A 13,444-nucleotide genomic window follows, 5' to 3' on the forward strand; every position below is an offset into this window, starting at 1 on the left:
ATAGGTTTGGCATTGCTTAAACGCTATGTTCTAGAGCCAACAGATTCTATGTCTGTGTTTTTGGTCACTAGAAGCGACTTAAGTGGATGCTGGAAATAGAATTCCCCAAGGAAAGGCTAACCTAACATGACCTTAAAATCTCCAAGGCCTTTGCTAATGTGTGACTTGGATCTTTCTATTTCTAAAGAGGTATTTAAAGCGAGAGGTAAAAATGATTCTAGAACAAAAAAACAGCGGATTTTATCTGGGTAATGTGCGTTGACTTTATACTATAAAAGCAAGGTTTGAATGGGATTGCTGTTATGTAAATAAAATCCCCCGCAGTGCGAGGGATTTTGCTGAATTTAATGTGAGTAACGACTGATTTGCGATTCGTTACTCGGTTCCATATTAGTATTTCACTGGGTGAACTTTATCCACACCAAATGATTTACCTTCACCATGGCAGGTCGCACAGGTTTCGCTACCAGGAGTATAAGTGCCAGCAGCAGCGTTATATACACCACCATTGGTTTCGAAGTGACCTATCACTGCGCTGTCAGTTGCGGTCGTTGCATGGCAAGATGCACAAGCTGCAACGGTTGGTGAGTATTCACCAGTACTTGCTAAGAACGCAGGTTTATCGCCTAGTGTAGCTAAGCTAAGTTGACCTTTATCATGACAAGCCGCGCAGTTCGCTGGGTTTTCAGGGAAGGTTGCTGCATCTGTTGTTAAACGGCGAACACTGCGAGTATCAGCGTGAATTTGGTGGATCATGACTTTAAAGTCAAAACCACGTTCAAATGGCTTTTTACTGTGAGCAGGAGCGCCATTGTGACAAGCCACACAACTACCATCGGCTAAAGCTACCGCGGTATTAGGTACAGCAGAGTGACAAGTACCACAGCTGTTATCAGGCTTGTCTGCCGCATGGGTCAGCGCATGAGAGGCTGAAAAGTCAGCTTTCTCACCATGACAGTTAGCACATTTTGCTTCAGAGATGACTATGCTACGTGCGGTAACATTACTTGCATCGGCAGAGAATGAAGCTTTATTACTGCCAACAATCACTTCGTAGATTGGTGCTTCAGTGTTACTACAATCAATCGCAGCATCCATCGTTGGATCGAGTTCTGCAGAGTTTGCACAGATCAGCAATTTGCCGTCCATGAAGCCTTTACCAATACTAACAATTTGTTTGTATGGAACAGAACTTGTGCCAATAACAGCTTTAATGCCTGTTAATGTGTATGTTACTTTTGAGCCATTTGGTACCGCTGTTAAGTTAGCGTTAGTCTCAACTTTGGCCAAATTTACAGAAATACGGTTTTCGCTACGACCTAAAGTACCATTAGATGGACGTGGGCCCATGGTGTATTCAGTGCCATTGAATGCCGTTAAGCTGACCCAAAACTCTTTCACTTTAGGATCTTGATGTGGAGCAACATCACTGTGCCAATCGACTGTGAATGTTAACTCTCCTTTAGCCACATCAAATGTGCCATTTTCTAACTTATAGGCATATTCAGTTCGCAGTAACTTAGTGGCATTAGCTTTTGCTAAGTGATATTTAGCGCTGCCTTCTTCACCTTGTTCGGCGTGACAAGAAGCGCAACCTCCATTTTGGAATACATTGACTAGGTTTGCACCTGGAATACCGTCAATTTCAGGTGTTGCATAGTAATGGAAATAGTTACCAACGAAACCACGGTCTTTTTGACCTTCAGGTGGTGTTAACCATTCACTGTTATCTACTGGATTAAAACCTGACATGTGACAAGATGCGCAGGCTAAACCTTTGTGATGTTTAAAGCTTGCTGCATCAACGGGTCCTTTGTCATCTGTGCTATGGCAAGACTGGCAGTTCCCGATAGAGACAGGCAGAGTGACTCGTTCAGAAACGTCTTTACCTTCACGGTATTGTGGGTAGCCACTTTCAGCCGCAGCTTTAGCCATAGTACCGCTAAAGTCATAAGCCGTTCCGCTGTAACCCACCATAGCGTAAGTACCTTTGTGAATGGCATGAACCATGGCGCCCATATCCAAAGGTGATCCTGTTTCTGGATCTTTACTGTAGCTGGTATGACAAACTTGACAGTTTGCTATTCCGATCCGTCTTCCGCCATGTAGTGCTAATGGCTTAGCAGTAGAAGATGTATCGCTATAATTTGTGCTGTGACACTTGATACAGTTCGCTTCTAAATCGACAACCGTACGCGTTTCCGTCTCTTTAGCTACTCTAAAGTTATCGCTTGGTAAGAAGTCGATATGGCTGTTGACTAACTTGGCATCTTTACTGCCATCGGTTTGAAGTTCTAAAGTAATGCGATGTATTAATGTTGGGTCGTAGGTTAAATCGAGACCTTCAATAGCGGGCAAAGTACTTAAATTGGTTTGGAAGGTATAGCGGTAAACGCCACTATCAACCACTGTTAAACAAGTGGTTTTACAACTAGATTCGATGTTCGCTTGAATAGCATCACCAGGTGTAAATTTCACTTCTTTAGTAATAGGATTGCCAGCGCTATCTTTACCATCGGTATAGCTATAATTTGCAAGACTGCGTGCAGGATCAGCTGCTTTCACTGAGTTGATATAGCTGACCCATTGAGGTGTTTTGTAACCTTTGCCACTTTCAGGGGTAAGTTTTGCAATACCCAATCCGATAGCATTGATTTGAGCGTATTGCTCTAGGCCCGTCACAGGAACGCCATTCGCATTCGTTAGTACTATGTCTACGCTGACAGTGCCGTTGTCAATTTTTACATCTTCAAGTGTGGCTTTGAGTGTGGTGGCTTGACTTATGTCTAAGCCTACCGGACCCGGTTTTCCGTCTTCACCATCTTTACCGTCACTACCACCGCAACCGGCGAGTAGTAGAGAGAGTAAACCGGCACCCAACATCGCTTTTGTTGCGGTATTGAAATTGAACCGTTTCATCATGATATTTCCCTGCAATAGTTGTAATCATCATCAAACGCTTGGCAAATAAGAATAAATCTCATTACCCGCATAAGATGTGTGGAATTAGTTTTCCATCTGTAAGGCTAACTAAGTCACTGGTATTTATCAGTCACTTTAGGCGGGTAATGTGACTGAGATCTGACTATTTCTTTAGGAGTAGATGACTGCATCGTATGAGTTCCTTTTATATCTGCAGTTGCTGGTCTTTTTAGGCCAGCATCATAGGGTTAGTTTATTGGATGCACTTTCAACACGTCCGCGACTCTGCCCTGTCCATGACAGAAAGTACAGGTTTCAGTTCCTGCGGTTGCATCGGATTTTGTACCTGCAAAAACAGCACCTTGCTGAGCCATGTGGTTATGAGTGCTGGTATCTGAATGGCAGTTGCTACACACAGCGGCAATTGGACTGGTAAAAGTACCGTTATCGAGGGCAAGGGGTTGTACCGCTGAATTTAAGGGGAGGGCGACGGTAGAAATCCCCGCAGTATCGTTAACGTGACATTGGGCACAGTTACCGATTTTTCCTGGGTAGTTTAGGCTTTCAAACCCCGTGAATTGACTGGTGTGAATACCGTGGATCAGCTGCTTAAAGTCAAATGACGTGATTGAAGGATTGGCTGCCGTCGCATCGGCCAGCATATTGGCGTTATGGCATAGCTGGCATTGACTATCGAGATCGTTACGTGAGCCGTGAATATTCAGTTTTTGATCACCATGGCAATTACCGCAGCTTGCATTACTCACAACGCTACGGCGACCTTCATTGCTCAATGCTGCCATATCAAAATAACAGTGGCTGGATTTAATCACTAACACTTCCGCCAGTTCAGTCGTGCAATCAACCAGTACTTTATCTTTGGCACAGATTCTGCCTTGAATCGCAAGTCCACCATGATCCGTTTCAGTGCCTGCTGGCACGGTAAGGCCCGCTATCGTATAGGTATAAATGCCATTAGAGCCTGATATGGGTGTGGATTCCGGCAGTTTAATCGAGCGAGCTGAACGGGTCGCATAATCAAAACTGGTTCCCCAGTTGACATATACCCTTAAATCATTGATAAATTTTAGCTTATCGGCACTTTCGCTATACACAGTTCCTGTGGCTGGATTCATCAGCTTAACCGCAACAGTGACCGTACCATTGGCATCCATACTGGCGCTGGTGATACTTGGGCTAAATTGCATCAATGCCGCAGTTTTAGCTTCATCACTGTGTACGCTTGCGGTCCAGTCGGCATTATGACACGCCACGCAGTTACTGTTATCTGTTTGCACTGGGTGTCCTTCGCCTGCGGGGAAATTGATCTGTGTATGACAGGCACCACAGGCTTGCATGGTCGGGACTCTGCGCCAGTTTTGCTGTTCGGTTAACTCAGCCTTATCGACGTGACAGGTTTGGCAGTCACTAATGGGTTGCGGGAAGCCGGTTAAATGTTTGCTGTGGATCATTTGTGGGAAAATATCCGCAGGGTTACTGACTTTTTTGCTGTTATGGCAGGTGACGCAGGTTTCGATTTGATTATATCTACTGCCATGGAAAGCTAGATTACTGTGGCAACTATTACAGGTCTCTATTGTGACTAAGTTGCGGGTGTAAGCGACATTACTACCTGAAGATTGCCAGTCATAATGCTGATTGGTTATAGGTAAGGGCGTGTTATCGGCAAGTTTATCGCCGCCAATTTTGACCACCATTCTTTGGGTCGCTTCGGGCATAAACGTCACGCCATTCATGCCATTAAATGCGGCGCTGAAGGTATAACTGTAGTGACCGTTTTTATGATCTGTGAGACTGCCTGGGCAAGTTGCCGCGCAGGTTTCAGCGGTAAAGTGCTGCCATTCACTGCTATTCCCCGCGCCTGTATAACCTTGGGGGAGAAGCTGCGCTGCAATAAATGTCGCCGATGGGATACTAATCACGGCTTCATCATCTTGATTGCTTACTTGAAAATCCATTTGAGCAATGCCATCTGTCATCGCGACTTTATCGACCATGATGTTAAGGCTAGTTATCGTTAATGCAGGCGGTTTCGCAGGCTCACCGGGATTACCATCTTGGCCGTTATCACCTCCACAGGCGCTTAATAGCGAGACTAAGGCCAGTATAAGACTGAATTGAGTGCGAATTTTTGCAAACTTGTTCATATTTCTATCCTTGGAATACGCTGTCAGTGCCTAAGTTACATTTGGTAGCTTAAGGTCAAGCCTAAATAGTGAGCGTTGTAGTCGTGGCCCATATCACCAAAACTGAGTACGTTGGGAATCGTGTCCCAGCTTGTGCCTTGGTTTTGCCAGTTAGCATCTTGATATTTTTCGAATAACCAATCGACGCGCAGCGACATACTGTCGGCAAACTTATATTTGGCGTAGGCATTAATATTGTGTTTGCGGGCGTAAAAATCGCCATAGGGACTGGTGATGCCGTAGGTCACTTCTGTATCACTCTGTCCGTCGGAATAGCTGTAATCCAAACCAATATCGAGGTGATGATCGAACAGGTTTTGATAACTAAGCCCTGCACCAATCAAGGTCGATTTTTCCTCGGCAGTGCTGTACCAATCGGGTGTCGAGAAGGAATTACTGCCCGCTTGGTCTGAATCGCGCCAATCTTGGTTAACAAAGGCGGTTAAATTGAGGTCACTGTTCAGCACATATTGGGCTGACAAGTCGTAACCGAGATAGGACACCTTTGTTAGACCTACTAGGGTATGATGATAGTCGTCATTAATGCTGTGTAAGCTGGCACCAAGAGATAGACCAATGTCGCTCTGATAATCCGTGTGTAAGGTGACTTTCTGTCTTTTTCTATCGGCAAGGTAGGATTTACGTAGCCAAGGATTACTTGAACTTTGAGTGGTTGCGACGGGATGATATTCACTGCCATCTCGCTCTAGTGCTTCTCCTTTCAACCAAGCTGACCATGCGGGCGAATAGCGATAACTTAGTTTAGCAAACACGCCAGATTCATCGATGGATTGGCGGTCGAGTTCGGCATAATCGTTTTCATTATGGCTGTAACCCGCTTCGGCATAAACCGCTGAGGTAAAACGGTATTTGCTTTTGAGTTCGAGTTTTTTGGTGCGCTTATCATAAAGGCTATTTTGGGCTGTGCCTTGATTAATACTGTCGGTGACGATTTGCGGAAAGTCTAATTGAGCCGTTTTATTATCTCTGTCTTGATAGTTGTAGCTTGCCTGCATGCTTAAATCTTGGCTTATCCGTCCTGAATATTTAAGGTCCATCTCTACAATATCAACTTGGCCATTTAAGGTATCCGCAGGCAGGACGGGCGATGGGCCATTGATGGTGGCAGGAATAAAAGTGTCATCTTGGGTCATACGGCTAAAGCCTGCGTGCATCAATACATTTTGACCATTTGCCCCCCCTGAGGCTTCTACGGCAACTCGGTAGGCTTTATTGTCGGGGTCGACCGCATTCTGGCCTAAGTATGCTGCGCCAAAGGTGGGGGTGTAGGCTGATTGCCACAGCATGGCTTGGTGATCATTTTTATATTGGCTGATTTGGCTATTGATGCCTGCTTGCCAGCCTGAACCGTTAAAATAAACTCTCGCATCGACTTCATCAGTACTGTCATCAATTGGTTGGGCTAGCATAACGCTATTGGTGAGTATATTGGCACTGGTCTTTTTTGCGCCACTGCGGTCTTCATGCTGATAGTTTAGCGAGGCTTTGTAGTGACTGTTATTGTCACCTTCAGGTGATATTTTACCAGCGTAGTAACCACCGATACTAAAGCGATCACGTTGAATACTTAACTCTTGACTAACAAGGCTGCTCTGTAACATAGGCATAGATTGCGTTGTGCCGCCTGTTATCCAGTTATCGGGCAATAACATTTTATCTTGCACTGAGGTATAGGGGCTTTTGAGTTGATTATGGTTATAGTTTGCTAAGCCTCTATAACCCAAGTTGATTTGATAGTTTCCCAGCCTTCCCGTTGTGAGCATGGCTGAGCCCGCATCAAAACCTAACTTATCCGCGACCAGCTCGGTTTGATAACCCGACGGTGTTTTGTACACCATATCCGCACCGACGGCACCAACGAGACCATCATTATCTGTTCCAGTACTGTTACCGAAACGGCTGTCCTCACTATCGTTGTAAGCGAGGCTGGCACTGACATTGCCAATATGCCCTGTCTTAGGTTGGCATTGCTTACAGCTCCATGCCTCTGTCTTTATGCTACTTCGATTCGCTTCTTGCAGCTCATAACCTTCGGCGTGTGCTTGAGTCAAAACACCGTTTATCGCCCAAGTCAGCAAAGTGAGGGAGAAATAAGCGCTAGGGTGAGACATTTTAGCTGTTCGCATGATCATTCCCTTGTTATCTCTGTAGTAATTTGCCAGAAGGATGGTTAGAGCCATGCACTTGTCCGTGACAATTCATACAGGAATTACCAGAAGTGAAGGCATTGGTTTGATTGCCAAAATAGGCATTACTGCTATGGCCATCCGAAGCGTGGCACTGCTGACACAGTTGTGGCGGTTTGCTGATCAGCATGGCTTCGTTCACGCTGCCGTGGGGATTATGGCAATTAGCGCAGTTGTCGGTGACGGGGGCATGTTCCCACAGTTTAGGGCCGCGTTTTTCGGCATGACAGCTATAGCAATTTTCATTAACACTCATTTGCTTCAAGCTTGAATCGTTTAAACTGCCGTGGGGATTATGGCAGTCACTGCACACCATTTGTTGCCACTGTAATGGATGCGCCGAGCGCTTGTGCATATCGGCTTTTTGTTGGGTATGGCACTGGGTACAAATGGTGACTTCATTGGCTTTATCGCTGATAGGATCTTTTGCGGTATGCACTTGATGGCAGCTGCTACAGGCGACATCGGCGTTATCGTGGTGATTGCCTTTCCATGCGGTACGTTGACTGTCATTGTGGCAACTCATACAGACACTGTTTTGCTTTTGCGCGGGAACAGGGGAGTTTGCGCCAAAGGTGATCATCGGCTCTTTGCCACCTTTATTATGATTCCCTAACGGGCCGTGGCAGGCTTCGCACTGCAAATCGGCCATAGGCGAATCTTTCACATTGGGGTTGCCATGAACCCCCTCAAATATTGCCATCACCATGGCACTTTTTTTGTGGCACATCAGGCAAGTATCAGCGCCTTTAGCGGAATACTTACCTTCGGCGAATTTTTTGTCTAATGTCGCAACAACTTCTTCTGGTTTTTTGTTATCCCAAGGGGTCGCTGAGGCCGAAACGCTCGCGATTGATAACAAAATACATAGCATAGCCTTAGCTATGCTTCTGAACTTTAGCCCTATTTCCATGGTTATGTTTTCCCGAGTGCATTTATATTTGTTATTTTTACGCTTTCGACATTGCTAATTTAGCTTATTGAGCTTGGTTAATATTAGAACAAGTGTGTGACACGTGCTTAACATTGCGTGGTCTTTTCACTGTAAAGAAGGATGATTTTACAGGCGATATAGATTAAGTGTGATTTTGATCACACTTGCTTCGGGTGGGATTTGTTTACAGCGTTTTGACTTCTGTGCATCGCTTGATAGTCACTAATGCTAAGGTGCGGATTTTTATTTTCGGTTGGTCGTTTATTCATTGGAATTTTTATCACATAATACCCAACACAATTGAAAACTATTATCGTTACCAATCAAAAATCTTGATCTAGGTAAAGTTATTAGTGTCATCGCTCGGTTACAATGGGCGCAGTTTTTCGAGCTGAACCTGTTGCAAGGTGGAATACGTAATGAAGTTAAGCGAACTCAGTCCCGGCGATCGCGGTCTTATTTCTGAAGTGGGGCGTTTGGCGCTGCCACAAACCGTGAAGCGCAAGTTGTTGTCCATGGGGATCACGCCAAATACGCGTTTTTTATTGATCCGATACGCACCTATGGGCTCTGGTCTCGAACTGGATATTCGTGGTAGTAAACTTTGTATGCGCAGAGATTTGGCAGACATCATTGAGGTGGAAAAGACGAATGGCTAAGCAGTTTCATTGCGTCACAGTAGGAAACCCTAACGCGGGTAAATCTACACTCTTTAACGCGCTAACAGGCGCAAATCAACAAGTGGGTAACTGGTCTGGTGTTACGGTCGAAAAAAAGACTGGTCATTTCACCTTAAACGGTGCTGACGTCTATCTGACAGACTTACCGGGTATTTACGACCTTCTTCCTGCGGGTAATAGTTGCGATTGTTCACTTGATGAGCAAATTGCGCAGCAATACCTTGCCGAGCAACGTGTCGATGGCATTATCAATTTAGTCGATGCCACTAATATCGAACGTCACTTATATCTCACAGCCCAATTACGTGAACTCGCTATCCCTATGGTAGTGGTGCTGAATAAAATTGATTCGGCTGTCAAACGTGGGATTAAAGTCGATTTAAAGAAAATGAGCCAAGAGCTGGGTTGCCCTGTGATTGGCGTGTGTTCGCGAGATCCTGCCGATGTCGCTAAAGTGCAGGCACAGGTACTCGATTTACTTCAAGGCCGAGTCTCAGAAGCCCCATTAGTGCTTCACTATGATGAACAAATTGAAGCGGGCGTGCAGTTACTCTGCAGTAAAGATGCCCAATTAAGTCGCGGCCGCGCTTTGGCTATGCTAGGTAATGGTTCAGGTTGTGGTAGCTGTAAAAATGCTGAACTGCAGGATGAAGTGAATTCCTGTACTCAGATTATCGCTCAGCAAGGCCATGATATTGAAGTGATGGTGGCGACCACGCGCTTTAATTTCGTTGAACAAGTTTTTCAAGGTTCAGTGAAAGAGTCAGGGTTCCTCACCCTCAGTGACAAATTAGATAAACTCGTTTTACATCCTGTGCTTGGCATTCCTGTGTTCTTGTTTGTGATGTATTTGATGTTTATGTTCAGCATTAATATTGGCAGTGCTTTTATTGATTTCTTTGATGTTTTTGCTGGCGCATTGTTTGTCGATCACTTCGGTTCATTCTTGACGAGCATGGGCTCTCCGGCTTGGTTGGTCACTATCTTAGCGGGCGGTGTCGGCCAAGGCATTCAAACCGTATCAACCTTTATTCCTGTTATTGCGGCGCTTTTTCTCGGTTTGTCGATCCTCGAAAGTTCTGGCTACATGGCGCGCGCTGCATTTGTGGTTGACGGTTTAATGCGTCGTATTGGCCTGCCTGGTAAAGCATTCGTTCCTATGATTGTCGGTTTTGGTTGTTCAGTGCCTGCAATTATGGCGACGCGAACCTTAGGCAGTGAGCGTGAGCGTATTGTGACAGGGATGATGGCACCATTTATGTCCTGTGGTGCACGTCTTCCTGTTTATGCACTATTTGCGGCTGCTTTCTTCCCTGATTCAGGTCAGAATTTAGTCTTCTTGCTGTATATTATTGGTATCTTTGCCGCTATCGGTACGGGTTTATTACTCAGAAGCACTTTATTACCCGGCAGCAGTAGCGCTGTGGTGATGGAGCTGCCAAGTTATGAACTACCTAAGCTGAAAGCTGTTATGGTTCGTACAGGTAAACGCACTAAGAGTTTTATTTTAGGCGCAGGTAAAACGATTGTTCTGGTCGTGACCTTATTGAACTTTATCAATGCTATTGGTGTTGATGGCACATTTGGCCATGAAGATAGCCAAGCATCTTTGCTGAGTGTCGCGAGTCAAAAAATCACGCCTATCTTCTCGCCTATGGGCATAGAGCAGGATAACTGGCCTGCAACCGTCGGTATTATCACGGGTATTTTCGCCAAAGAAGCGGTTGTTGGTACCTTAAACAGTCTATACAGCAGCGCGGCGCCGACAGATGAAGAACTTGCACCATTGAGTGAAAGCTTTAATGCGGCTCTGGCAACGATTCCAACTAACTTGTTTGGTTTAGATCTTGAAGATCCGCTTAAACTGTCGGTCGGTGATTTAACCAATAAAGAAACCGTTGCTGAAGAACAAGGTGTTGCGACATCGACTTTCGGTGCTTTACAAGCAGGTTTTAGTGGTAAAGTTGCGGCTTTCTCCTACTTGCTGTTTATCTTACTTTATACTCCTTGTGTTGCGGCAATGGGCGCCTTAGTGCATGAGTTTGGTTCTCGGTGGGCGACGTTCGCGGCAACGTGGACTTTCTCACTGGCTTATGGTTCTGCAACGGTAGTTTATCAAGCCGCTACCTTTACGCAGCACCCAGTTCAATCAAGTCTGTGGATTGGTTTCTTCTTGTTTGCATTAGCCGCTTTTTATCTGTGGTTGAAACGTAAGGGTAAAAGAAGCCAGCAGATTATTCCTGGGATCCGCATTATCACCGAGTAAGATTTACTGAGTCAGCATGACTGAATAATAAATGTCAGCTTAGTTAGGTCAAAGATAAAAGCAGCTTTCATGGCTGCTTTTATTGTTTTACTATCGCGGTTATAACCCTAAACAGTCAAAAACCAGAGTTTTTAACCCTAGGCATTGTAACTAGTAGTGATCTGTAGGATCATGCTGGTTTTCTTAAAATTGCCATTGTTCGCAAAGAGGAATTCCATGAGTCATGTGGACACTGAAGTACGTCCGAGTAACTTTATTCGTAATATCATAGATGAAGATTTACAAAGCGGTAAGCACACGAGTGTACAGACTCGTTTCCCGCCGGAACCGAATGGCTATCTTCATATTGGTCATGCTAAATCTATCTGCTTAAATTTTGGGATAGCGCGAGACTATAACGGTCTGTGTAATTTACGTTTTGACGATACTAATCCTGAAAAAGAAGACATTGATTATGTGAATTCTATTCAGGCGGATGTGCGTTGGCTTGGATTCCAGTGGGATGGTGACGTTCGCTATTCATCAAACTATTTTGATCAGTTACATCAATATGCGGTTGAACTGATTAATAAAGGTTTGGCTTATGTGTGTTTTTTGAATGCAGATGAAACCCGTGAATACCGTGGTACGTTAAAAGAGCCAGGTAAAAACAGTCCTTTCCGCGACACATCAGTCGAAGAAAACCTCGCCTTATTCGCTAAGATGCGCGACGGTGGTTTTAAAGAAGGTGAGTGCGCATTGCGTGCCAAAATTGATATGGCATCGCCATTCATGTGCATGCGCGATCCTATCATCTACCGTATTCGTTTTGCCCATCATCATCAAACAGGTGATAAGTGGTGCATTTACCCAATGTACGACTTCACGCACTGTATTTCTGATGCGTTAGAACATATTACCCACTCTTTATGTACATTAGAGTTCCAAGACAACCGTCGTTTATACGATTGGGTGTTGGATAATTTGAACGACTTTCAAGCGCCGAATCGTACTCGTCAATACGAGTTTTCCCGCTTAAATCTCGAATATACCTTGATGTCTAAGCGTAAGCTAAACGACCTTGTGACCCGTAAACTCGTGTTAGGTTGGGATGACCCACGTATGCCAACGATTGCAGGCTTACGTCGCCGTGGTTATACACCGGCGTCAATTCGCGAGTTCTGTCAACGTATCGGCGTGACTAAGCAAGAGAATATGATTGAAGTCGGCATGTTAGATGCGTGTATTCGTGAAGAATTGAACGAACATGCTCCACGTGCGATGGCCGTATTGCGTCCATTGAAAGTCATCATTGAAAACTATGCTGAAGGTGAACTTGAGTACATTCAAGCGGCCGCTCATCCAAATGATGAGAGCATGGGGACGCGTGAATTAGCCTTTGGCCGAGAAATATTGATCGATGTGGCTGACTTTAAAGAAGAAGCCAACAAACAATACAAACGCTTAGTTACAGGCAAAGAAGTGCGTTTACGTAATGCCTATGTGATTAAAGCTGAACGTTGTGACAAAGACAGCGAAGGTAATATCACGACGGTTTACTGTACTTATGATCCTGAAACTTTAGGTAAAAACCCTGCAGATGGCCGTAAAGTCAAAGGCGTGATCCATTGGGTTGAGGCATCTACAGCCAAGCCTGCTGAATTCCGTCTCTATCAGCGTTTATTTACCGATCCTAATCCTGCTGCGGCAGAGACTGTGGATGAAGTGTTAAACCCTGAATCATTGATCGTTGTACAAGGTTTTGCAGAAGCAAGCTTAGTGAATGCACCTGCGGAACAAGCCTATCAGTTTGAGCGTGAAGGCTATTTCTGCGCTGACAGCAAAGATTCATCGTCGGATAATTTAGTGTTTAACTTAACCGTAGCGCTGCGTGATTCTTTCGAGTGATTTTGCTTAAGTGGATCTGTTTGACTGAATGAGTCAAACAGATCTGCTAAATCGCTCAGAGCGTTAATTCAACTCAAAAAAGAAGGCCTTGACGTAATGCCGATCAGTTAAGACAGATCGCTTGACGATCTCGCTGAAAAGATCAAAATCCGATGACCTCATGTCATCGGATTTTTTTATGCAACTCTCAGAAGCACTCGCCCGTACTCATATTACCCGCCTAACCGAATTCACCTGCTTAGCAGATGTGTTAGAACCTGAGTTAATTCAATCTTGCCTAGACTCTCAGGGCGTTGCGACGTTAAGACGGCGTAAATTGCCGATGGACGCGATGATTTGGG

Annotated in this window: 8 protein-coding genes; 4 read left to right on the forward strand and 4 right to left on the reverse strand. The window is 45.0% G+C overall.

Features of this window, described 5'->3' with window-relative positions; all coding sequences use genetic code 11:
• Positions 1-390 precede the first annotated feature (390 nt).
• The 4 genes from L5L77_RS18975 to L5L77_RS18990 form a co-directional block, all read right to left on the reverse strand.
• Entirely contained in the window at positions 391-2,922 is a 2,532-nt protein-coding gene (locus tag L5L77_RS18975; RefSeq protein WP_263186812.1) for an OmcA/MtrC family decaheme c-type cytochrome, read from the reverse strand.
• Positions 2,923-3,170: 248 nt separating this feature from the next.
• Positions 3,171-5,090, reverse strand: coding sequence for an OmcA/MtrC family decaheme c-type cytochrome (locus tag L5L77_RS18980; RefSeq protein ID WP_263186811.1), 1,920 nt, complete (start codon positions 5,088-5,090; stop codon positions 3,171-3,173).
• Positions 5,091-5,125: 35 nt separating this feature from the next.
• Complete coding sequence (locus L5L77_RS18985; protein ID WP_263186810.1) at positions 5,126-7,276, reverse strand: MtrB/PioB family decaheme-associated outer membrane protein; 2,151 nt, start codon at positions 7,274-7,276, stop codon at positions 5,126-5,128.
• A 13-nt stretch (positions 7,277-7,289) separates the two neighbouring features.
• Positions 7,290-8,249 (reverse strand): DmsE family decaheme c-type cytochrome, encoded by a 960-nt coding sequence (locus tag L5L77_RS18990; RefSeq protein WP_263144397.1) that lies wholly within the window; start codon positions 8,247-8,249, stop codon positions 7,290-7,292.
• A gap of 440 nt (positions 8,250-8,689) precedes the next feature.
• Here L5L77_RS18990 and L5L77_RS18995 point away from each other — a divergent pair, with 440 nt between their 5' ends.
• From L5L77_RS18995 to L5L77_RS19010, 4 genes are all read left to right on the forward strand, one after another.
• Positions 8,690-8,929 (forward strand): ferrous iron transport protein A, encoded by a 240-nt coding sequence (locus L5L77_RS18995; protein WP_028760477.1) that lies wholly within the window; start codon positions 8,690-8,692, stop codon positions 8,927-8,929.
• Positions 8,922-11,216 carry a Fe(2+) transporter permease subunit FeoB gene (gene feoB, locus L5L77_RS19000; RefSeq protein ID WP_028760476.1) on the forward strand — a complete coding sequence of 765 codons (2,295 nt, stop codon included), beginning with the start codon at positions 8,922-8,924 and terminating at the stop codon, positions 11,214-11,216. Before L5L77_RS18995 ends, feoB begins: the two co-directional genes overlap by 8 nt.
• A 216-nt stretch (positions 11,217-11,432) precedes the next feature.
• Positions 11,433-13,103, forward strand: a complete 1,671-nt coding sequence (glnS, locus tag L5L77_RS19005) for a glutamine--tRNA ligase (RefSeq protein ID WP_263223331.1) — start codon at positions 11,433-11,435, stop codon at positions 13,101-13,103.
• 160 nt (positions 13,104-13,263) lie between these two features.
• A partial coding sequence (locus L5L77_RS19010; RefSeq protein WP_263142523.1) for a transposase domain-containing protein occupies positions 13,264-13,444 on the forward strand: 181 nt, incomplete at its 3' end.

Origin of the sequence: Shewanella sp. SM29 (assembly GCF_025654245.1) — a bacterium.
GTDB lineage: Bacteria > Pseudomonadota > Gammaproteobacteria > Enterobacterales > Shewanellaceae > Shewanella > Shewanella oncorhynchi.